Raw genomic sequence first — 22,884 nt, forward strand, 5'->3', positions numbered from 1 at the left:
TCTGGTGCGTGCGATTCCAAGGCGGCGGGATGTCCTCGGATGGGGTCTCCCCTGCTCGAACGAAGCTGAGAGCTCGGGGAAGGAGCTACCAGGATATTTCGGCAACGCGGGAAGCGTGCGTGCCAGGGCGTGGCCGCCCGATCAGAGGTCACCCGACAGGCTCTGAGTCACGGACTCTGCGGTGGGTCAGCGGAAGACGCCGGTGTGGCCGAGCGAGTAGCGGCCCGGCTGCGGATAGACGGCGAGTCCGTGCGGTCCGCTGCCCACCGGGATCCGGGCAAGCTGCTTTCCGGTGGTCGTGTCGATCGCGTACACCTCGGCGTTGTAACGCCCCGACAGCCAGAGGACCTTGCCGTCCGGTGAGACACCGCCCATGTCCGGGCTGCCGCCGTTCGGCAGGCGCCACTTCTTCGTCAGCTTGTTCCGTGCGAAGTCGAAGACGGAGATGGTCCCTTCGCCGCGGTTGGAGATGTACATCACCTTGGAGTCCCGGCTGACGTACAGCCCGTGGGCCCCCTTGCCGGTGGGCAGCAGCTTCGGGGTGGTGAACTTCTTCCCGTCCAGCACCCACATGCCGTTCGCGATCATGTCCGCGATGTAGAACTTACTGCCATCCGGCGACAGCTTCACGTCCTGGGGCATGGCGCCCTTGAACGGCAGCTTCTGCTGGCCGACGATCTTCATCTTCGCCGTGTCGACCTTGAGGAGTTCGCCGGAGAATTCGCAGGAGACGATGAAGTACCGGCCGTCCATGGAGAAGTCGGCGTGGTTGACGCCCGAGCAGTCGACCGGAACGGTCTTGGCCGTCTTCATGGTGTGGGCATCGCGGAAGACCAGCTCACGATCCATCGAGGCCATCACGATGGCGTACTTGCCGTCCGGCGTGAAGTACAGGTTGTACGGGTCGGAGACGGGGACCGTCTTTCCGGGCTTCCCGGTGGCGGGGTCGATGGGCGTGAGACTGTCGCCGAGGTCGTTGTTCACCCAGAGCGTCTTCAGGTCCCAGGACGGGACGACGTGCTGCGGCTGGTGTCCGACCGGGATGGTCTTGATGACCTTGTACGTCTTCGGGTCGATCACCGACACCGTGTTGGAGTTGGTGTTGGGTACGTAGATCCGTGCCGGGAAGCCCTTGACGGCCGGCGACATATTTCCTGGCCGGTCGGCCGCGTACACGTCCTTGGGATCGAGCACCGGCGGCATCCCGGCGAGTCCGGGCGACGTGACGCGTCCGGGGGCGGCTTGCCGTGCGGCGGCCTCGGTGCCGGCGGCCTCGGGCGTCCCCTTCTCGGCCGGGGTGTCACAGCCCGTGAGGACGGCGATGAGGACGCCGCCGAGCAGGGCCGCGGTGCGCGTGGTGGTGAGCATCAGGTCAGCAGCTCCGTGGTCGTCACCGCGCGCAGTCCGCGGCGGTCGATTTCGGTGAGGAGGACCGGCAGTGCGGCGACCGTGTCCGCGTAGCCGAAATGCAGGCTCACCACCGATCCGTTGCGGATCTCCCCGGCGACCTTGCGGGTGACGGCCGCGGCGCCGGGAGAGGTGAAGTCGAGGGAGTCCACGTCGTACGAGAGGACGTGCGGGTAGCCCGCCCGGTGGGCGAGACGCTGGACGAGCGGGGTGGCGTACCGGGTGCGCGAGGGCCGGAACCAGGTGCCGATGGAGCCGGTGAGCCGACGCAGCCGTTGGGCGCAGCCGGTGATCTCCGCGTATGCCTCGGACTCGCCCATCGCCGAGATGTCGGCATGGTGCTGGGTGTGATTGCCGAGGTCATGGCCGCCGTCGAGGATCCGGCGGGCCATGTCGGGGTGCTCGTCGAGCCAGCTGCCGACGGCGAGGACGGTGATCCGGGCGTGGGCCCGTTCCACCTCGGCGAGCACGGTCCGGGCGATGGCGGGGTCGCCCTGGCCGTGGAAGGTGAGGGCGACGCGGGCGCGGTGACGGGGACCGTGGTCGATCTGGACCGGCTGCCCGGGGAAGCGGTGCGGGGCGGGTGCGGGATGCGGGGCCGGGGGCTTCGCACCCCCGGTGGTCGTCGCGGGGGTGGTGGCCGGGGTCTTCGCCGAGGTGTTGACGGCGCCGCGGTCGTCCGTACATCCCGCCGCAAGGACGCCGGCCAGGGCTGCCCCTGCACCCGCACGCAGTGTGCTGCGGCGGTCGACCGGCGTCTCGGAGGCCTTCATGGGCAGAACAGTAGGTGGGAAATGTCAGAAAAATAACAATCACCCACATACACACTCCTCCCCGGGTCGCGAAGGAAGTACTGCCAATGACTCGATTGCTCGATGATTCACCCGTCGAACCACATAATCATTCATGCATTGCCAGGCCAGTGACCCATCACACCTACGATTCACTAGCGAAAAGTCACGATGTGACCAAATTTATCCGATTAGTTCCTTTGGATCCCGGGTCGCCCATCTGCCATAGTCGGTTCCACGACCCCCATTGACCCGGGCCAGGTCGTCCAGAGCGGCCGTGAACACACCCCCCATTTCACGGTCCCCACACAGAAGCCCCCGCAGCGCCGCACCACGGCCGACCGGGGGCTTCTGTGCGTCGTGCCGGGTGTCGTCACAGAGGGCGCAGGGACGGGGACCGGATCGGCTCAGTGGTCGGAGATCCGCATCTCGAACCAGGTGGTCTTGCCGCGCGGCAGCAGATCCACCCCCCAGCGGTCGGAGAGCTTGTCGACGAGAAAGAGCCCGCGGCCGCTGATGTCCATCTCCTGGACCGGCATGAGGCACGGCAGCCCGCGCGAGGGATCGCGCACCTCGATCCGGATCCAGCCGCGACGGCGCAGCATCCGCAGCCCGAAAATGCGCGCACCCGTGTGCCGTACCGCATTGCCGACGAGTTCCGAGACGAGCAGGACGGCATGCTCGGCGGTCTGCGGGGAAAGCGCCCACTGGCGCAGCACCACGCAGGAGGTGAGCCGCCGGGCGGTGGCCGCGGACTCCGGACGGGACGGCAGCCTGACTTCGTCCTCCGCCGGATTTCCGAACAACTCCAGCGCCTTGAACGCCTGTTCGTCCTCGACAGCCGGCATCCAGCGTGCCGCAGTCGCGCCGCTGCGTTGTCGCGGCTGTTCCACACCCTCCAGGCCCGCCATGTCCACCATCATGGCCGCACGGCGGGCACTCCGGGGCCGTTCCGAAGGAATCCCTACCCCGGAATAGGACATTCCGTAGTGGTCGGCAGGCATATGCCAGCGGCAGAATGCGATGCTCGATACTGCCGCTGACCTGCGTGTATGCCCCGTCCGCGCGAGGTTGCCGGGGTCATCCGAGCGCTGAGCCTTAAGGTTCCCTTAAGGCTCAGCCAATCCGCTCGCACGGATGAATCCGCGGCAGTCTGTGCCCAACTGGCGTTCGGTCAGAGGAACTTGGCCTTGCCCGGTCCCTCTTCGACAAAGCTGCGCATACCGCGCTCACGGTCCTCGGTGGCGAACAGACCGGCGAACCAATTCCGCTCGATCGTGAGACCGGTGTCGATGTCCGTCTCCAGTCCCGCGTCGACCGACTCCTTCGCCGCGCGCAGCGCGAGAGCCGGCCCCTTGGCCAGCCGGGCCGCCCAGGCGTGCGCCTGCTCGTACACCTCGGCCGCGGGCACCACCCGGTCCACCAGGCCGATCGCCAGTGCCTCTTCGGCCCTCACGTGACGGCCGGTGAAGATCAGGTCCTTGGCCTTGGACGGGCCGACCAGCCGGGCCAACCGCTGGGTGCCGCCCGCGCCGGGAATCAGGCCAAGCAGAATCTCGGGCTGGCCCAACTTGGCGTTGTCGGCGGCGATCCGGAAGTCGGCGCAGAGCGCCAGCTCGCAGCCGCCACCGAGCGCATAACCGGTGACGGCGGCGACGACAGGCTTGGGGATGCGGGCCACCGCGGTGAAGGAGTCCTGCAACGCCTTGGACCGCACGACCATCGCCGTGTGGTCCATCGCCTGCATCTCCTTGATGTCCGCACCCGCCGCGAACACCTTCTCACCGCCGTAGAGGATGACGGCGCGCACATCGTCGCGCCGCGTCGCCTCCTCGGCGAGTTCACGCAGCCGGTCCTGGGTGGCGACGTCCAGGGCGTTCATGGGCGGACGGTCCAGCCGGATCGTGCCGACGCCGTCGCTTGCTTCGAGGGTTACGGTCATGAGAGGCAGGTTAACCGTCGCTAACGACGGCGGGCCCGGTGCTGTTGGTCACAGCACCGGGCCCGCCGTTATGTCGTGCTTCGCGGACTACTTGGTCCACTCCGCCCAGGTCATGTTCCAGCCGTTGAGGCCGTTGTCCGGCTGGATGGTCTTGTCGTGGGAGTTCTTCACGATCACGACGTCGCCGATGAGCGAGTTGTCGAAGAACCAGGCAGCCGGGGTCTTCTTGCTCCACGCGCCGCGCACGTCCTGCAGACCGACGCAGCCGTGGCTGGTGTTGGTCGAACCGAAGACATAGGGCGCGCCCCAGTAGTTCCCGTGGATGAAAGTGCCCGACGTGGACAGACGCATCGCGTGCGGCACGTCCTTGATGTCGTACTCGCCGCCGAAGCCGACGGTGTCGCCGTTCATCCGGGTCACCTTGAGCTTCTCGCTGATGACCATCTGACCGTTGTACGTGGTGGTCGCAGGAGCGCCCGCGGAGATCGGGATGTTCTTGATCTGCTTGCCGTCACGGACGACCTTCATCCGGTGCGTGCTCGCGTCGACATGGCTGACCTGGCTGCGGCCGATGGTGAACGAGACCGTCTTGGCCTGCTTGCCGTAGACCCCGGGGCGTCCCTCGACGCCGTCGAGGTTGAGCTTCACGGTCACCTTGGTGCCCGCGGCCCAGTACTTCTCCGGGCGGAAGTCCAGGCGGTCGTTGCCGAACCAGTGGCCCTCGACCTGTACCGCCGGCTCCGCCGTCACCTCGATGGCCTTCTCGACCGCTTCGGGGTCGGTGATACCGCGGGTGAAGTGGATCGAGACCGGCATGCCGACGCCGACCGTGGAACCGTCCTCCGGCGTGTACTGCCCGATGAAGGTGTTCTTCGGGACCAGCGTGGTGAACGTGGTGTCCTTGGCCGACTCGCGGCCCTTGGCGTCCTTGGCGATCGCGTGGACCGTGTACTTCGTCGCCGCGGCCAGGTGCTGCTCGGGCTCCCAGCTCGCGCCGTCCGCCGCGATCTTGCCCTCGACCTCGACGCCCTTGGGGTCCGCGACCTGGACCGTGGTCAGCTTGCCCTGGTCGGCGGAGATCTTCAGCGCCCCGCTGGTGGCCACCAAGTCGGCACCGTCCTTGGGCGCGACGGTCACCACCGCCTGCGAGGCGGTCGTGTCCGCGCTCCTGCCGCCGCCGCTCTTCCCGCCCTTGTCTCCGGCGTCGGTGTCTCCCCCGCCGCACGCCGTCACCAGCAACAGCAGCGCACCCAGTACCAGAGCCAGCAGTCCGGCGGTCCCCCGACCACGCCGTCCGCTGTCCGCCCCGACCGATGTCCCCGATATCGGCTGCCCGTTCAATGTGGTCGTCTCCCCTCACACGGCCTGGCCCCGCCATGGCCCCGGGAGCCTGCAGGCTCCTACCCCCGCGCGCTGCACATGCGCGCTAGCGAAAGATAATCACACGGACCTTTGAGAGATCCCCCCGAGGATGTCACCGTTCAGTCCCAAGTTGTCCCAGGAATGCACCAGGTGACGCCTGGTAGGGCGCAAGGGCGCCCGGCCGGCCCGTCCCGGTTCAGAACACCCTCGGGAGGTCCCGGGGAGCTTCGGCGCGGACGCGCTTCAACGGCACGCGGAGCCCGCCCTCCACTGGGTCCGGCTCAGGTTCCGTCCGCCGAGCCCGTTGTCCGGCGCCACGTGCCTGTCCTTGGAGTTGACGACCTCGACGACGTCCCCGATGAGCGTCCGGCCGAAGAACCAGCCGGCCGGCCTGCGGGACGTCCTTGATGCCGTACTCGCCGCCGAACCAGCGGCCCACCACCTCGACGGCCGGCTCCGCGTCGATCCGGATGGCCCGCTGCACCGCCGCACGGTTCTCGATCGCCCGGTTGAAGCGGAAGGTCACGATCATGCCGGTGCCGACGGTCGACCTGTTGTCAGGTCTCACCGGTCGGTACGAACAGCGCGGCCGGTGCGGCGAGCGGTCCTGCCCATGTCAGCGCGGTGACCGTGCTCGCCCCTGCCTTCCTCGCGTTGTGGTTCACGCCCCCGCAGCGACCAGGGCCGACCGGGGGAAACGTGAGTGCGGGCCCCACTGTGGGCAGAACAGAGGGGAGGACCACATGGGAGGAGCCACGGCCGGGACGCCGTGCGCTCCTCTTCGGCGCCGGGTCCGATGAGCCGCGGGAGGCTGAGAGGTGTCGAGCGCAGCCGAGCAGGAGGCAGTGCGGGAGTCGGTCAGGAAGGTTCTGGAGCGGACGTCGAAGGAGGCGGGGGCCGAGGCCGGGACCGGCCCGGTGAAAGAGCGGGTGCTCGACGGCGGGCAGCGGCCTCCGGCCGTGTGGCCCGGTGCGCCGATGCCGCTCGGAGCCCGTTTCCGGGTGGGCCCGGACGGGGTGGCGGGCACCAACTTCGCGCTCTGGGCGGGCGGGGCCGAGGCGGTCGAGCTCTGTCTCTTCGACGACGAGGGGGACGAGACACGCCTCCCGCTGACCGAGCTGACCCATGAGATCTGGCACGGTTTCGTGCCGGGTGTACAGCCGGGTCAGCGGTACGGCTACCGGGTGCACGGCCGCTGGGACCCTTGGACGGGTGCCCGCTGGAACCCGGCGAAACTGCTGCTCGATCCGTACGCACGTGCGGTGGACGGCTCGTTCACCCTCCCGGCCGAGGTCTACGGCCATGTGCGGGACTGGCCGCAGCAACAGGTCGCCGACACCGTCCGGGACGAACGGGACTCCGCTCCGTACGTACCGAAAGGTGTCGTCGTCCACGATGACGACGACTGGGCGGAGGACCGGCGCCCCAAGACCCCGTGGGCCGACTCCGTCATCTACGAACTGCATGTGCGTGGCTTCACCAAGCGGCACCCGGAGATCCCGGAGGAGCTCCGGGGCACGTACGCCGGACTCGCCCACCCGGCGGCCATCGGCCACCTGACGCGGCTCGGCGTGACGGCGGTGGAGCTGCTGCCGGTGCATCAGTTCGCCCACGAGGACCACCTGCTGCGGCGCGGACTGCACAACTACTGGGGATACAACTCCATCGGCTACTTCGCCCCGCACGCGGACTACTCGGCGAGCGGTACGGGAGGCCAGCAGGTCGGCGAGTTCAAGCGGATGGTGCGGGCGCTGCACGACGCCGGGATCGAGGTCATCCTCGACGTGGTCTACAACCACACGGCAGAGGCGAGTGAGCTGGGTCCGATGCTGTCACTGCGCGGCATCGACAACCGCGGCTACTACCGGCTCCAGTCCGACGCCCGGAGATACACCGACTACACCGGCTGCGGAAACACCCTGCATGTGGTGCAGCCGCATGTGCTGCGGCTGATCACGGACTCGCTGCGGTACTGGGTCACCGAGATGGGCGTCGACGGCTTCCGCTTCGATCTGGCGGCGGCGCTGGCCCGCTCGATGCACGACGTCGACATGCTGTCCCCGTTCCTCGCGGTGATCGCCCAGGACCCGGTGCTGCGCCGGGTGAAGCTCATCGCGGAACCATGGGACGTCGGCAACGGCGGCTACCAGGTCGGCGCCTTCCCTCCGCTGTGGACGGAGTGGAACGACCGCTACCGGGATGCCGTACGGGACTTCTGGCGCGGCGCCCTGCCCGACGTACGGGACCTCGGCTACCGGCTGACCGGATCCAGCGATCTGTACGCGTGGGGCGGCCGCCGGCCGTACGCATCGGTCAACTTCATCACCGCGCACGACGGCTTCACGCTGCGCGATCTGGTCAGTTACGAGCAGAAGCACAACGAGGCCAACGGCGAGGGCAACCGGGACGGCACGTCGGACAACCGGGCCTGGAACTGCGGCACCGAGGGCGAGACCGACGACCCCGGGATCAACGCGCTGCGCCGCCGCCAGCTGCGCAATCTGCTCACCACCCTGCTGCTGTCGACCGGGGTGCCGATGCTGGTCGCGGGCGACGAGATGGGCCGGACGCAGGGCGGCAACAACAACGCCTACTGCCAGGACAACGAGATCGGCTGGCTGGACTGGTCGCTGCTCGACCAGCCGCAGTGGCGGGAACTGACCGAGCTGACGGCGCGGCTGCTCGCGCTGCGCCACACCCATGCGGTGCTGCGCCGCCGCGCCTTCTTCTCCGGCCGGCCGCAGGCCGCGGACGGGCTGCGGGACCTCGCGTGGTTCACCCGGCAGGGGACGGAGATGACGGAGGAGGACTGGTACGCACCGGCCGCGACCGTCGGGCTCTATCTCTCCGGGCGTGACATCCCGGGCCGGGACGCGCGCGGCGAACAGGTCACGGACGACAGCTTCCTGGCGATCCTGCACGCCGCCGACCGCCCGAGCAGCTTCCGGCTTCCCGGTCCGCCGTGGGCGCAGGCGTACGAACTGGTGCTGGACACCTCGCGGGAGGACCAGTCCACCGCTCCGGGGACCGTGCACCGTGGCTCCGAGACGCTGACGGTGCCGGCCAGGGCTGTGGTGCTGCTGCGCGTCAGTGAGTGATGCGGAACAGGGCGGACGGCCGGCTCAGCCGAGGATGCCGCGCTCGTAGGCGGTCGCGACGGCCGCGGCGCGGTCCTTGGCGCCCAGTTTCGCGAAGATGTGCGTGAGATGGGTCTTCACCGTTGCCTCGCTGACGAACAGTTCGGCGGCGATCTCCCGGTTCGAGGTGCCCTTGGCGACCAGTTCGAGCACCTCGCGCTCGCGTGCGGACAGCGCCTCGTGGCCCACCGCGCCGGGGGCACGTACCCGCGAGACGAGCCGGGAGGCGACCGCGGGCGACAGCACGGTACGTCCGTCGGCGGCGGCGCGAACGGCGTTGAACAACTCGTCGCGGGGCGCGTCCTTGAGCAGATAGCCGGTTGCGCCCGCCTCGATCGCGGGCAGCGTGTCGGAGTCGGTGTCATACGTGGTGAGGACGAGCACCTTGGAACGGGCGCCGCGCGCGGTCAGTTCGGCGATCGCAGCGACTCCGCCGCCGCCCGGCATCCGCAGATCCATCAGAACGACATCGGGGTCGAGCCGGGCCACGAGGCCGACGCCCTCCACCCCGTTCGACGCCTCCCCGAGGACCCGGAAGCCGGGGGCCGAATCGAACATGCCGCGCAGACCGTCCCGTACGACGGGGTGGTCGTCGACGACGACGAGCGTGATGACACGTGCGGAATCCTCAGCCATGGCAGGCCAACCGTACTGGTCATCGGGGGTGCTGAACCAGTGGCACCCGGGCGCAGACCGCCGTGCCGCGGCCCGGCTCCGTCTCCACCTCGACGGTGCCCGCGATGCGTTCGGCGCGGGCCCGCATGCCGCGGAGCCCGAAACCGCCCGCGCCGCTGTGCGGCGGCAGGGCGGCCGGGTCGAAGCCGCAGCCGTCGTCCCGCACGTCCAGGGTCAGTTCGTCGCCCATGAAGGACAGGGTGAGGCCGACCCGTGCGGCCCGGGCATGGCGGCCGGTGTTGGCGAGGGCTTCCTCGGCGATACGGAGCAAGGTGGCGGCTATCTCGTCGTGGACCGGCTCGGCGGTACCGGTGACAGTGAACTCGGCCCGGACCCCGTGGCGTTCGGCCCAGCCGGTGACCGTCTTCTTCAGCGCGCCCGGAAGGTCGTCGTGCTCCAGTGCGGCAGGAACCAGATCGTGCACCGAGCGACGCGCCTCGCCCAGGCTGTGCCGGGCCAGTGCGGCGGCACGGTCGAGGTGCTGCCTGGCCAGAGCAGGATCGGTGTCGGCGACCGAGGTCACCACCTGGAGCTGGGCGATGATGCCGGTCAGGCCCTGGGCGAGCGTGTCGTGGATCTCGGCGGCGAGCCGGCGCCGCTCGTCGGCGACGCCCGCCTCGCGCGCCTGGACGAGAAGTTGGGCGTGCAGGCCCGCGTTCTCCGCGAGGGCCTGTTCGAGACGGGCGTTGGCGGACTCCAGCTCGGTGATGGTGTCGACCTGGTTGCGGGCGTGCTCGGCCTCCCGGTCGCCGATCTGGGCGAACACCATCGTGAGAGTCCCGTGCAGGGCAAGGAGGATGCCGAAGGCGATCCAGTTCATGAGAGTGTCCGGCGGGAGGCCACTGCCGGACTGCGAGCCCGCCATGATGACGGCGGTGGCGAGCAGTCCGGCCCGGAAGGCCCGATCCGGGAGCAGCCGGCCCGCGTCGAAGTAGCCGAGCACTGCGAACATCGAGAAGAACGGGTTGCACCAGGTCAGGGCGAAGGCGAGCAACGTGCGGGCGACGAAGTAGAACTGCGCCGCCCGCGACTTCGGGGGAACACCCGGCCGCACCCGCCCCCACCAGAGCTGGAGGACGAGCGCCACCGGAACCAGTACCGCGACGGCGTACACGTCCGCGCGGGACATGATGAGGTCGGCGGCCACGGCCGAGACCGCGGTGCCCAGGCCGAGCAGACCGTACGGCCCGTACCGGAAGAACCGGTCCCCCAACTGCGCGGCCGTCGTCGGTCCGGTTGTCGTCGCCTCAGCCCTGTCCCCCGCGTTCATGGGTGAAGTCTCCCCCGGAACTGGTCACTCCCATCGGAACAGACGGGTCGCGAGCAGGGTCACCAGGGCCGCCCACAGCGCCATGACGCCCAGCTGTACCCAGCCGGGCCAGCCGCCGGAAGCCGCCCGGTCCAGTGCCTGGGAGGCCGCGCCGAACGGGGTGACCTCTACGATGCGCCGGAGGGTGTCGGGCATGGTCTGCACCGGGATCCAGACCCCGGCGGTGAACATCATCACGAAGTTGGCGACCGTGCTGATGGCGGAGGATGCCTTGGTGGTGCGGGAAAGCGCGCACACCAGCGCGCCGAGGCTGAGGACGCTCGCGGTCGCCAGGAGCAGCGCCAGGACGTAGCCGAAGGGCTGTCCGGGCAGCCTCACGCCGAAGACGGCGCGGCCGACGGTCATCACCAGCGCGGCGGAGCCGAGGGCCGCGGCGCCGTGCAGGGCGATCTGCGCGGTGAGCAGGGCGGACGGCGGCACCGGAGTGGTCGACATCCGGCGCAGGATCCCGCGCTCGCGGTAGCCGGTGAGGACGGTCGGCATGGCCCCGATCCCGGCCATGATCATGGCGAGCAGCACCGACACCGGTACGTACAAGTCGATGACGCGGCGGCCGCCGAGCGCGTCGTCGGGGTCCCGGAAGGACGGGATCAGGCCGAGGATCGTCAGCAGCGCGGTCGGGAAGACGAGGATCCAGAACAGGCTTCCGGGCTCGCGGAGGAAGAGCCGTGTCTCGGTCCTGAGTACCGCTGCCCATGGGGTGGTCGCGGTCTGTGTCCTGGCCGGGCTCGCCGTGGTCATCTCACGCCGCCTGTTCTGTGAGGTCGAGGAACGCGTCGTCCAGAGTGGCCTCGGAGACGCGGAGCTGGTGTGCCGTTACGCGGTGGCGGGCCAGCAGCGAGATGACCGCGTTGACCGTCTCGTCGGTGCCGTTGATGACGATCCGGCCGTCGTTCTGCTCGACGGAGACCGCCCCGGGCAGCAGGCCCAGCTCGGTGTCGTCGAGCGGCTGTGACGGCGTGAAGGAGATGACCGTGGAGCTGCCTGCCTTGCTGATCAGACCGGACGGGGTGTCAAGGGCCACGACACTCCCCCGGTCGATCACCGCGATCCGGTCGCAGAGCCGTTGCGCCTCCTCCATGAAATGGGTGACGAGGAGGACGGTCACACCACTGTCCCGTACCTCTTCGATCAGTTGCCAGGTGTCACGGCGGGCCCGCGGATCAAGTCCGGTGGTCAGCTCGTCGAGCACCACGACCCGTGGGTTGCCGACCAGGGCGAGGGCGATGGAAAGCCGCTGCTTCTGACCGCCCGACAGCTTGGCGAAGCGCGTGGTGAGCTTGGTGTGCAGACCGAGCCGTTCGGCCAGGGTCCGCCAGTCGGCGGGGTTCGGATGGAAGGCGCTGTACAGCTCCAGCGCCTCGCGGACCGTGAGCTTCGCCTGCAGCTCGCTCTCCTGGAGCTGGGCGCCCAGCAGTTGCGTCACTTGTCCGTGGTCGGCGACGGGGTCGAGTCCGGCGACCCGGACCGTACCGGAGTCGGGGATCCGCAGACCCTCGACGCATTCGACGGTCGTGGTCTTGCCCGCGCCGTTGGGGCCGAGAATCCCGAAGATCTCCCCCTCGTCGACGGCGAACGTCACCCCGTCCACCGCGGTGCGCCCGGCGTAGGCCTTGTGCACCGCGTTCACTTCGATGATTGCCATGGGTACGAGGGTCCCGTCGGCCGGCCCCGGGCGCATCGGCCATCACGCTCGGAACGGCATCGGCCGATCGGTTGACTCCGGGGTACGACCTGACGGTCTCGGGCCATTGGAGGCGAGATGTCGACAGAGCGACGAAAACCAGATGAGCGATGTCAGTGGTGAACCGTAGGCTCGCCCCTGATGCCCGAAACACATGTAGAGCCCAAGGACCGGTCCGCCGCGCGCTCCCTGCTGCGGCTGTGGCCTTACGTGAAGCCTGTACGTATCCGCCTGTTCGGCGCGGCAGCCGTGGCGATCGTCGCCTCCTGCCTCGGCCTGGTGATACCCCTCGTACTGAAGTGGATCGTGGACGGCCCGGTCGCGCACCGTGATCCGGGCGGAGTCTGGCTCGGTGCGCTGTACCTGTTGGTGCTGGGCATCGCCGAGGCACTGCTCTTCGGGCTGCGGCGATGGCTGGTGGCGCGGCCGCTGGCGGGCGTCGAGGCATCGATGCGGGCCGACCTGTACCGGCATCTGCAACGGCTGCCGGTGGCCTTCCACGACCGCTGGTCGTCCGGGCAGCTGCTGTCACGCGGAACCACGGACCTGATGCTGCTGCGCATGTTCCTGGCATTCCCGCTGACGTTTCTCCTGGTCAACGCCACCACCATCGTGGCGGGTTTCATCATTTTGCTGGTGCAGCAGTGGACGCTGGGCCTGGTGCTGCTCGTACCGGTCGTGCCGCTGGTGATTCTCTGCTCCGTCTTCGAGACGAAGTTCGCGGTGGTGGCGCGCAAGGCCCAGGACCAGGTCGGCGATCTGACGACGGTCGTCGAGGAGAGCGTCCTCGGCATCCGGATCATCAAGGGCTTCGGAAGGCACCGGAGCCAGGCTCTGGCCTTCCACGGCCTCTCGCAGCGACTGCGCGGCACCGAACTCGACAAGGCCCGGCTGCTGGCCGGCATCTGGGCCTTCATCACCACGATCCCGGAGCTGGCGATCGGCGCGGCCCTGGTTCTCGGCACGATCCAGGTCGCCGACGGAGATCTCTCGGCGGGCACGCTGGTGGCGTTCCTGTCGACCGCTCTCGCGCTGCGGTGGCCGGTCGAGTCGATCGGTTTCCTTCTGGCGATGAGCCAGGAGTCGGCGACGGCGACCGCGCGGTTCTTCGAGGTGATGGATGCGGCGGAGGAGCGCGAGACCGCCGACGAGTCTTCCTCGCAGTCCTCCCCGCCGCCCTCGCAGCAGCACGCGGACGGCGGAATGGTCTTCGAAGGCGTCGAGTTCCGCTACCCCGACGCGGAGTCGGGCTCCGCACCCGTGCTGACCCGGATCGATCTGCGGATCCGCTCCGGCGAGACGATGGCCCTGGTCGGGGCCACCGGATCGGGGAAGACGACGCTCACCGCCCTCGTCCCGAGGCTGCACGACGCCACCGCCGGGCGGATCACGCTGGACGGCACCGACATCACCACCATGCGGCGTGAACAGCTGCGTGGACTGGTGTCCGTGGCGTTCGAGGAGCCGACGCTCTTCTCGGCGAGCGTCGGGGAGAACGTCCTCATGGGCGCCGACGGCGCCGGCGAAGACGAGCTGCGGCGGGCGCTCTCGATCGCCCAGGCCGACTTCGTGTACGACCTGCCGGAAGGCATCCACACCCAGGTCGGCGAGCAGGGGCTCAGTCTCTCCGGAGGCCAGCGGCAGCGCCTCGCACTGGCCCGCGCCGTCGTCGGGCAGCCGCGCTTCCTGGTGCTCGACGACCCGCTCTCCGCCTTGGACGTACACACGGAGGCGCTGGTGGAGGCCGCACTGCGGCGCGTGCTCGAGTCGACCACCGCCATCGTGGTCGCCCACCGGCCGTCCACCGTGATGCTCGCGGACCGCGTGGCGCTGCTGTCCGAGGGCCGGATCAGCGCCGTGGGCACCCACCAGGAACTGCTGCGCAGCAACGCCGAGTACGCCTGGCTGATGTCCGGCGCCGGGGACGCACCCGAATTCCTGTCCACCGACGGCATGCCTGCCATGGTCGTCCCTGCCGAGAAGGACAGCACCCGATGACCGACGCAACGACCGGACGCCCCGCGGGAGCGGGCGGCAGCGACGAGAACGAGCCCCCGAGCGGCACCGACGCAACCACTGGCACCGCAGCCGCGGCCAGAGGTACCGATACGGACACCCTGACCCGTGACCGACCGGCAACAAGCCCGGACGACACCACACGGAAGCCGCCGAAGGCCGCGCCCGAGCCCGGCTCCGCCTCCGGCGCCCAGGACCCCTTCGACCAGGACGACCTGCCCACTCCGCGCGGCGCGACCCGCGCTCTGCTGCTGTCCCTGCTCGGCCCGCTCAGGGGCAGGGTGGTGGTCGCCGCGCTGTTCCTGCTGATCCAGCAGGCTGCGGTCCAGGCGGGCCCGCTGCTCGTCGCCTACGCCATCGACAGCGGCGTACCCGCGTTCCGCGACAAGGACTACGGACCGCTGATCGCCGTGGCCATCGGGTACGCGCTCTGTTCGGCCGGCGCGGGGAGCATGCAGTACGCGTTCATCCAGGCCTCCGCCCGGATCAACCAGGACGTGCTGCTCGATCTCCGGGGGCGGATCTTCCGTCATGCGCAGGCACTGAGCGTGGACTTCCATGAGCGCTACACCTCGGGCCGGCTGATCTCCCGGTCCACCACGGATGTGGAGTCGCTGCGGGAGCTCCTCAGCGAGGGGTTGCAGGAACTGATCGGGGTCGTGCTCTCCTTCATCTCCATCTCGTTGTTGCTGCTGTGGCTGGACGCCGGTCTCGGAACGGTCGCCGTCCTCTCGTTCGTACCGCTGTATCTGCTGGTGCGGCTCTACCAGCGACGCGCCGGGGTGATCTACGCCGCCCGGTCGACAGCGATCGCATCGGTCATCGTGAAGTTCGCGGAGACGATCAACGGGATCCGTCCCGTCCAGGCGTTCCGTCGCGAGCGCATCAACGACACAGAATTCGAGCGGCTCAACCAGCGGCACTGCCGGACGAACGGCGACGCGCTGCTGGAGATGGCGCGCTACGTGGTCGGCTCCCGCTTGGTCGCCAACACGGCGGTCGCCGGGATCGTGCTGTGGGGTGCGTACCGAGTCGCCTCGGGGACGCTCGCGCTCGGCGTGCTTGCCGCTGCCGTGCTCTACCTGCGACGGCTGTACGACCCGATAGACCGGCTCGGCATGTTCCTCAACTCCTACCAGTCGGCCGCGGCTTCGCTGGAGAAGATCGCGGGGCTGCTGGCCCAGACCCCCACCGTCCCCGAGGCGACGAACCCGCGGGAGCTGCCTGCCCGCACGGGTGAGCACCCGGGGCGGGACGTCTCCTTCGACTCGGTGAGATTCGCCTACCGCACGGGCGGCGAAGTGCTGCCCCGCTTCGACCTGACGATCCCGGCGGGGCAGACCGTGGCCGTGGTCGGCTCGACAGGAGCCGGGAAGTCGACCCTCGCCAAGCTACTGGCCCGGTTCTACGACCCGACCGACGGCCGGGTACTGCTGGACGGGACGGATCTGCGTGATCTGGCCATGCCCGAACTGCGGCGCGGCGTCGTGATGGTGACCCAGGAGGCGTTTCTCTTCTCGGGGACGGTCGCCGAGAACATTGCCATCGGCCGTCCGGAGGCCCCTCGCGAGGAGATCGAGCGGGCCGCGAAGGCGATCGGCGCGCACGACTTCATCAGCGGACTGCCCGACGGGTACGACACGGATGTCCGCAAGAGGGGCGGTCGGATCTCGGCGGGCCAGCGCCAACTGGTCGCCTTCGCCCGCGCCCTGCTCGCGGACCCAGCGGTCCTGATCCTCGACGAAGCGACGAGTTCCCTCGACATCCCCGGCGAACGCGCCGTGCAACGGGCCATGGACACGGTGTTGCACGGCCGCACCGCGGTCGTGATCGCCCACCGGCTGTCGACCGTGGAGATCGCGGACCGGGTACTGGTCATGGAGCACGGCCGGATCGTGGAGGACGGCTCCCCGTCCGAACTCATCGGCGGTACCGGCCGGTTCGCCGGGCTCCACCGCGCCTGGCGGGAAAGCCTGGCCTGACCCGCTTCCCGGCAACAACCACCGGCGTCGGCACAACCACGCCGGACGGACGACCGGCCGGTGCGGCGGTGCCGCGCACCGGCTCGGTAGCGGTGGGGCAGGTTCCGTTGCCGGCCTGACCCCGACCCGTCGCGCTGCCAGGTCGTCACCGCGGCCCAGGAACAGCACGTGTTCCCGGGGGCCGTCCGCGCCCTTGGCCAGGAGCTCCCCGTGTTGCCGGGCGTGGTCCGGATCGCCGTGCGGATCACCGCATGCTCTGCCACTGATCCAGGACTTCGCACGGCGCTCGCCGCTGTCGGTGTGGAGCCGTGCCGCTGAAGACGCGGACGGCCGGGGCACTCGCCGGCCGGCCCTCACGCGCCGATCCTCACGGGAGCCAACTCCCTTCTGAGCCCGGGGGCCGCACGGCACACAGAGCGAGCCGCCGCGAGCCGCCTTCCTCCTCCTTGCCCTTGCCCTTGCGAACCGCGCGGAAGCCGCCACGGCCGGCCGCGTCGCCCGGCGCTTTACCTGGCCTTTGCTGCACGACAAGGGCTGACCCGTTCAGAACGAGCCACAATTCAAGACACTTTCGGCCGGTGGCCACGACCCCGCGCCGAACGCGCCGTTCGAACACGATGTGTTCGAGCTCGACCCGGACCCACTCTTCGAAATCGGCCGCTCGGGACCGTGGACGCCTTCGCGGTAACGATCGGCGAAACGTCCGCTTAACGAACATGACCTTTCTAGCAACGGACGAATTCCGGCCAACTTGTTGACGCGGTCCTGACAGGAACATCCATCTGCTGACACTCTTCCCCCGTTCCGCGCACCGCCTGCTCTGCCCGGTCGGCTCACCCAGCCACCGGTACCCCCCTCGCAGAAGGAGTCCGCGTGAGATCCACGCCCAGCCGTCGCGCCACCGCGACCGGCGCTCTGATAGCCGTAGCAGCCCTCCTCGCCGTAGGAGTCCAGACGGGCACGGCAACTGCCACAGCCGGCGGTTCCGCCGCTGCCGCCCCGGTCGCCACCAACGCCAAGCACGGCGCGCTGGCCAAGCAGCTCTCCCCCTCCGCGCGTGCCGAGCTGATCCGCGAGGCCAACGCGAGCAAGGCGGCCACGGCCAAGGAGCTCGGTCTCGGCTCTCAGGAGAAGCTCGTCGTCCGGGACGTCATCCAGGACAACGACGGCACCACGCACACGCGTTACGAGCGCACCTTCAGCGGGCTCCCGGTCCTCGGCGGCGACCTGATCGTCCAGGAGTCCAAGGCCGGTGAGACCGAAGGCGTCACCAAGGCGTCCAAGGTCACCTCTGCACAGCTGAAGGCCGTCGACACCGCCGCCGACGTCGCCCCGGCCAAGGCCGAGGCGCAGGCTCTCGGTGCGGCCAAGGCTGCCGGTTCCAAGAAGACCGTCGCCGACCGGGCACCGCGCAAGGTGGTCTGGATGGCCCAGGGCAAGCCGCAGCTCGCCTACGAGACCGTCGTCGGCGGACTCCAGGACGACGGCACCCCCAACGAACTGCACGTCGTCACTGACGCCTCCACCGGTGCGAAGCTCTACGAGTGGCAGGCCATCGAGACCGGCACCGGCAACACCCAGTACAGCGGCCAGGTCACGCTCGGCACCGCACCGTCGTACACGCTGACCGACACGACGCGCGGCAACCACAAGACGTACAACCTGAACCACGGCACGTCCGGCACCGGGACGCTCTTCTCCGGCTCCGACGACATCTGGGGCAACGGAAGTCCGACGAACGTCGAGACGGCCGCGGCGGACGCGCACTACGGCGCGGCCGAGACCTGGGACTACTACAAGAACGTGCAGGGCCGCACCGGTATCCGGGGCGACGGCGTCGGTGCGTACTCCCGCGTCCACTACGGCAACAACTACGTCAACGCCTTCTGGGACGACAGCTGCTTCTGCATGACCTACGGGGACGGCAGCGGCAACGCCGCACCGCTGACCTCCCTCGACGTGGCCGCGCACGAGATGACGCACGGTGTCACCTCCGCCACCGCCGGCCTGGTCTACAGCGGCGAGTCCGGCGGTCTCAACGAGGCGACCAGCGACATCATGGCCGCCGCGGTCGAGTTCTACTCCAACAACGCCACCGACCTGGGCGACTATCTGGTCGGTGAGAAGATCGACATCAACGGCAACGGCACCCCGCTGCGTTACATGGACAAGCCGAGCAAGGACGGCGCGTCCAAGGACGCCTGGTACTCCGGCATCGGCGGAGTGGACGTCCACTACTCCTCGGGTCCCGCGAACCACTTCTTCTATCTCCTCTCCGAGGGCAGCGGCGCCAAGACCATCAACGGCGTCTCGTACAACTCCCCGACCTCCGACGGTCTGCCGGTCACCGGCATCGGCCGCGACAAGGCGGCGCTGATCTGGTTCAAGGCGCTCAGCACCAAGTTCAGTTCCACGACGAACTACGCGGCCGCTCGCACCGGTACCCTCGCCGCGGCCGGTGACCTGTACGGCACGACGAGCGCCGAGTACAAGGCGGTCGCCGACGCCTGGGCCGGCGTCAACGTCGGCTCGCGCTCCGGTGGCGGCACCGGCGGCACGGTCTTCCAGAACACGACCCGCATCGCCATTCCGGACGGAGGCGCGGCCGTCACCAGCTCGGTCAACGTCACCGGAATCACGGGCAACGCGCCCAGCACCCTGCAGGTCGGCGTGGACATCACCCACACCTGGCGCGGTGACCTCGTCATCGACCTCGTCGCTCCGGACGGCACGGCCTACCGGCTGAAGAACTCCTCGATCTCCGACTCGGCGGACAACGTCCAGACCACGTACACCGTCAACGCCTCGTCCGAGGTCGCCAACGGCACCTGGAAGCTGAAGGTCCAGGACGTCTACTCGGGTGACACCGGCGCCATCAACAGCTTCAAGCTGACCTTCTGAACCCAGCACCGCATTCCGCGCACGTGATGCGGCGAACCGCCCGGGAGGAGCTCTCATTCCTCCCGGGCGGTTCGCCGCGAGCGCCAGGGTGTAGGCGGCTGTCGCGTCTTCGCGTTCGTCGGTGCAGCCGTAGTTGGGGTTGGAGTACGAGCCGCACTCCACGATGGCGCGTGGTTTGGTCAAGGCGTTGCGTTCAGAAGACGAAGGGGCCCGGCACCTCACAGGCGCCGGGCCCCGGGGAGGACGGGTGGTCAGCGCATCAGCAGGCCCGCACCGTCACCCGTCGCCTCCGTCGGCAGTGCGACCAGGCCGAGTTCCGCGCTGGTTGCCAGCAGCGGGTGAGCGGGAAGCACTCGCACCGTGTAGCCGTAGGGGCCCGTGCGGTCGAGGGCGAGCGGGCCCTCGTACAGCCAGCGGCCCTCCAGGTCCTGGCCTCCGCTCGGCTTCAGCGGGAAGAACTGCGCGTCCGAGATCGAGTCGGCGGCGTCGACCCGCCCGGCCACCGCCTGCACCTCCACGTCGTCCGGCTCCAGAGCTCCGAGAGCGATCCGGACACGCAGCCCCAGCATCGCCCCCAGCTCGGCCGAACCGCCGACCGCGCTGGGCGCCACGGCCTCCACATGGTCGACAGCGACCCGCGGCCAGGCAGCACGGACCCGCGCCTTCCAGTCCGCGAGCTCCCGCGCCGTGGCGGCGTCCAAGGAGCGGTGGGCGAGCGCGGCGGGGGCGTACAGCCGCTCGACGTACTCGCGCACCATGCGTCCGGCGAGGACCTTGGGGCCGAGCGTGCCCACGGTGCGGCGGACCATCTCGACCCAGCGCCCGGGAAGCCCGTCGTCGCCCCGGTCGTAGAAGCGCGGTGCCACCCGCTCCTCGATCAGCTCGTAGAGGGCATTCGCCTCCAGCTCGTCACGCCGGTCCTCGTCCATCGCGGACCCGTCGGCAGTCGGGATCGCCCAGCCGAAGTCGGGTTCGAACCACTCGTCCCACCAGCCGTCGAGCACGGACAGGTTGAGGCAGCCGTTGAGCGCGGCCTTCATGCCGCTCGTGCCACAGGCCTCCAGCGGCCGCAGCGGGTTGTTGAGCCAGACGTCGCAGCCGGGGTAGAGCTTCTGCGCCATGGCCATCCCGTAGTCGGGCAGGAAGACGATGCGGTGGCGGACCCTGGGGTCGTCGGAGAACCGGACCAATTCCTTGACCAGCCGTTTCCCACTGTCGTCGGCGGGGTGTGCCTTGCCTGCGACAACAATCTGAATCGGCCGCGTCGGGTGGAGGAGCAGCTCCATCAACCGGTCGCGGTCACGAAGCATCAGGGTCAGCCGCTTGTACGAGGGCACGCGGCGCGCGAAGCCGATCGTCAGCACATCCGGGTCCAGCACGCCGTCGATCCACCCGAGTTCGGCCGGCTCCGCACCACGCGTGCGCCAGGAGGCGGCAAGCCTCGTGCGGACCTCGGTCACCAGCTGTTCGCGCAGCGTCCGCCGCAGGTCCCAGATCTCACGGTCCGGGATTCCGGCCGCCGCGTCCCAGCGTCCCGGCGTGCCGCCGTACCGGGCTCGCAGCCCGAAGATCTCGGGGGCGACCCAGGTGGGCGCGTGAACGCCATTGGTCACCGAGGTGATCGGCACCTCTGCGGCGTCGAAGCCCGGCCACAGCCCGGCGAACATGTTCCGGCTGACCGCACCGTGCAGGGTGGAGACGCCGTTGGCCCGCTGGGCAAGCCGCAGGCCCATGACCGCCATGTTGAAGAGGGTGGGCTCGCCACCGGGGTACGTCTCCATACCGAGCTGCAGGATCCGCTCGACCCCGACACCCGGCAGTTCGCCGTCGTCGCCGAAGTGACGGGCGATGAGCTCCCGGTCGAAGCGATCGATTCCGGCAGGCACCGGGGTGTGGGTGGTGAACACCGTGCCGGCCCGCACCGCCTCGACCGAGGAGTCGAAATCCAGCCCGGTTCCGGAGAGTTCACGGATGCGTTCAAGACCGAGGAAACCTGCGTGCCCCTCGTTGGTGTGGAAGACCTCCGGGGCCGCGTGCCCGGTGAGCCGGCAGTAGGTCCGCACGGCTCGTACGCCTCCGATGCCGAGCAGCATCTCCTGCAGCAGCCGGTGCTCGCTGCCACCGCCGTACAGCCGGTCCGTGACATCGCGTTCGCCCGGCGCGTTCTCCTCCACGTCGGAGTCGAGCAGGAGCAGAGGAACGCGGCCGACCTGGGCCTGCCAGATGTAGGCGTGGAGCGAGCGGCCACCCGGAAGGGCCAGTACCACGCGGCTCGGTGTTCCGTCGACCTCGCGCACCAGGGTCAGCGGCAGTTCGTTCGGGTCGAGGAGGGGATAGTGCTCCTGCTGCCAGCCGTCGCGCGACAGGCTCTGCCGGAAGTAGCCGTGCCGGTAGAGCAGGCCGACCCCGACGAGGGGCACGCCCAGGTCGCTGGCGGCCTTCAGATGGTCCCCGGCAAGGATACCGAGTCCGCCGGAGTACTGCGGAAGGGCTGCGGTCACACCGAATTCGGGCGAGAAGTACGCCACGGCGGCGGGCAGTTCCGCACCCTGTGCCAGCTGCTCCTGGTACCACCGCGGACCGTCGAGATACTCCTGGAGCGCGGCGGACACCTCGGTCAGCCGGTGCAGAAACTGCTGGTCCCGGGCCAGCTCGGCAAGGCGCCCGGCGGAGACGGCGCCGAGCAGACGCACGGGGTCGGAGTCCGCCGCCCGCCTGCCCTCCGGGTCGACGGCCTGGAAGAGCTCACGTGTCTCGGTGTGCCAGGACCAGCGCAGGTTGCGGGCGAGGCCGCTGAGCGGTTGAAGAGGATCGGGGAGGACAGGACGCACGGTGAATCGACGAATGGCCTTCACGTATTCCACCTTTACAGGGGACGTACGAATCCGAGGGGACGCACCACGGTGTGCGCCGCTCCGTCACCCTCGACGGTAACGGTGTGCCGTACTCCGCAACCACGGCGCGCGACCGGCTCACAACGAACGGACGCCGGCGAGCCGCCCGCCCCCGGATCCGCCCCCGGCCCCGTCGCGCACCGCAGTCCCGGCGTCGGATCAGCGGCCCCCTGCGTCTCGTCCGCCCCACCGCCCCCTTCCGTAGATCGGTGCTCATCCGCCACGGGCGTTATGGCCGATTCCGCCCCCTCGGGCGGCCTTGTGGCCCTTCACGGCACAGGGAAGGCTGCCCAGTGGCGTGTACGGGGGTCGGGTCGAGGCGGACCGGCCGGCCTTCGACGCGACTCCGTGCGGCGCGCACCACGTCGAGGAGGAGGTTTCGGTTCATGGGCCTGCCACGGCGACGCCCACGACCGGCACAGGACGATGCGGACAGGCGTGTTCGAGGCCACCGGCGCTGCCTCGGCGGCGGTTGACGGCGGTCTTCCGCGAGCCTCCGCGCACAGGGCGGAGCCCGGCGTATTCAGACCTTCACCGCTACGCCCGAGTAGTTAACAAACCACCGGATTGGCCCCCCGACAACCGTGGGAAGGCTTCTGCGGTACACAACCCGAATACAGCCCGAATGCGGATCAACTGCGATCCGGCAGCGGTTCGTATGCAGTCCGTACGCGTCCGGTGCGATGCGGTACTCACCCCCGCACCACACCCGCGCCCCAGCCATTCGAGTGCCATTCGAGTGAATGCGGACAGGAGCGACCAT

Annotated in this window: 14 protein-coding genes and 1 pseudogene; 4 read left to right on the plus strand and 11 right to left on the minus strand. The window is 69.4% G+C overall.

Annotation, left to right across the window (positions count from 1 at the left end; translation table 11 throughout):
• Window positions 1–186 precede the first annotated feature (186 nt).
• The 6 genes and pseudogenes from OG395_RS20515 to OG395_RS58400 form a co-directional block, all read right to left on the minus strand.
• Window positions 187–1,368 carry a YncE family protein gene (locus OG395_RS20515; protein WP_327244257.1) on the minus strand — a complete coding sequence of 394 codons (1,182 nt, stop codon included), beginning with the start codon at window positions 1,366–1,368 and terminating at the stop codon, window positions 187–189.
• The gene (locus OG395_RS20520; protein WP_327244258.1) at window positions 1,368–2,180 is read right to left on the minus strand and encodes a polysaccharide deacetylase family protein; all 813 of its coding nucleotides are present in this window, start codon (window positions 2,178–2,180) and stop codon (window positions 1,368–1,370) included. The genes OG395_RS20515 and OG395_RS20520 overlap by 1 nt, the downstream gene beginning before the upstream one ends.
• 425 nt (window positions 2,181–2,605) lie before the next feature.
• Window positions 2,606–3,121: an ATP-binding protein gene (locus OG395_RS20525; protein WP_327244259.1), complete on the minus strand. Its 516-nt coding sequence runs from the start codon at window positions 3,119–3,121 to the stop codon at window positions 2,606–2,608.
• Between the two features lie 251 nt (window positions 3,122–3,372).
• A complete protein-coding gene (locus tag OG395_RS20530) occupies window positions 3,373–4,140 on the minus strand; it encodes an enoyl-CoA hydratase/isomerase family protein (RefSeq protein WP_327244260.1) in 768 nt (255 codons plus the stop codon).
• A gap of 87 nt (window positions 4,141–4,227) precedes the next feature.
• Complete coding sequence (locus OG395_RS20535; RefSeq protein ID WP_327244261.1) at window positions 4,228–5,481, minus strand: L,D-transpeptidase; 1,254 nt, start codon at window positions 5,479–5,481, stop codon at window positions 4,228–4,230.
• A 499-nt stretch (window positions 5,482–5,980) separates the two neighbouring features.
• Window positions 5,981–6,034, minus strand: a pseudogene (locus tag OG395_RS58400) (hypothetical protein); the annotation flags it as partial.
• Between the two features lie 286 nt (window positions 6,035–6,320).
• On the opposite strand from OG395_RS58400, the gene glgX reads away from it, so the two are divergent.
• Complete coding sequence (glgX, locus tag OG395_RS20545) at window positions 6,321–8,600, plus strand: glycogen debranching protein GlgX (RefSeq protein ID WP_442818579.1); 2,280 nt, start codon at window positions 6,321–6,323, stop codon at window positions 8,598–8,600.
• A 24-nt stretch (window positions 8,601–8,624) separates the two neighbouring features.
• Here the strand turns inward: glgX and OG395_RS20550 are convergent, their stop codons facing one another.
• The 4 genes from OG395_RS20550 to OG395_RS20565 are packed head-to-tail and all read right to left on the minus strand — an operon-like array spanning window position 8,625 to window position 12,289.
• Window positions 8,625–9,275: a response regulator transcription factor gene (locus OG395_RS20550; protein ID WP_327244262.1), complete on the minus strand. Its 651-nt coding sequence runs from the start codon at window positions 9,273–9,275 to the stop codon at window positions 8,625–8,627.
• A gap of 19 nt (window positions 9,276–9,294) precedes the next feature.
• Window positions 9,295–10,584, minus strand: coding sequence for a sensor histidine kinase (locus tag OG395_RS20555; RefSeq protein WP_327244263.1), 1,290 nt, complete (start codon window positions 10,582–10,584; stop codon window positions 9,295–9,297).
• Window positions 10,585–10,608: 24 nt separating this feature from the next.
• A complete protein-coding gene (locus OG395_RS20560) occupies window positions 10,609–11,385 on the minus strand; it encodes an ABC transporter permease (protein WP_327244264.1) in 777 nt (258 codons plus the stop codon).
• Between the two features lies 1 nt (window position 11,386).
• The gene (locus OG395_RS20565) at window positions 11,387–12,289 is read right to left on the minus strand and encodes an ABC transporter ATP-binding protein (protein WP_327244265.1); all 903 of its coding nucleotides are present in this window, start codon (window positions 12,287–12,289) and stop codon (window positions 11,387–11,389) included.
• Between the two features lie 180 nt (window positions 12,290–12,469).
• On the opposite strand from OG395_RS20565, the gene OG395_RS20570 reads away from it, so the two are divergent.
• The 3 genes from OG395_RS20570 to OG395_RS20580 all read left to right on the plus strand — a co-directional run bounded on the left by OG395_RS20570 (window position 12,470) and on the right by OG395_RS20580 (window position 19,227).
• Window positions 12,470–14,326: an ABC transporter ATP-binding protein gene (locus OG395_RS20570; RefSeq protein ID WP_327244266.1), complete on the plus strand. Its 1,857-nt coding sequence runs from the start codon at window positions 12,470–12,472 to the stop codon at window positions 14,324–14,326.
• Window positions 14,323–16,326: an ABC transporter ATP-binding protein gene (locus tag OG395_RS20575; protein ID WP_327244267.1), complete on the plus strand. Its 2,004-nt coding sequence runs from the start codon at window positions 14,323–14,325 to the stop codon at window positions 16,324–16,326. Before OG395_RS20570 ends, OG395_RS20575 begins: the two co-directional genes overlap by 4 nt.
• An 873-nt stretch (window positions 16,327–17,199) precedes the next feature.
• Window positions 17,200–19,227: a M4 family metallopeptidase gene (locus OG395_RS20580; RefSeq protein WP_327244268.1), complete on the plus strand. Its 2,028-nt coding sequence runs from the start codon at window positions 17,200–17,202 to the stop codon at window positions 19,225–19,227.
• 251 nt (window positions 19,228–19,478) lie between these two features.
• Here OG395_RS20580 and glgP read toward each other — a convergent pair whose 3' ends face one another.
• Window positions 19,479–22,082: an alpha-glucan family phosphorylase gene (gene glgP, locus OG395_RS20585; protein ID WP_327244269.1), complete on the minus strand. Its 2,604-nt coding sequence runs from the start codon at window positions 22,080–22,082 to the stop codon at window positions 19,479–19,481.
• Window positions 22,083–22,884: the final 802 nt, after the last annotated feature.

The organism is Streptomyces sp. NBC_01320 (assembly GCF_035974375.1).
GTDB classification, from domain to species: domain Bacteria; phylum Actinomycetota; class Actinomycetes; order Streptomycetales; family Streptomycetaceae; genus Streptomyces; species Streptomyces yanii.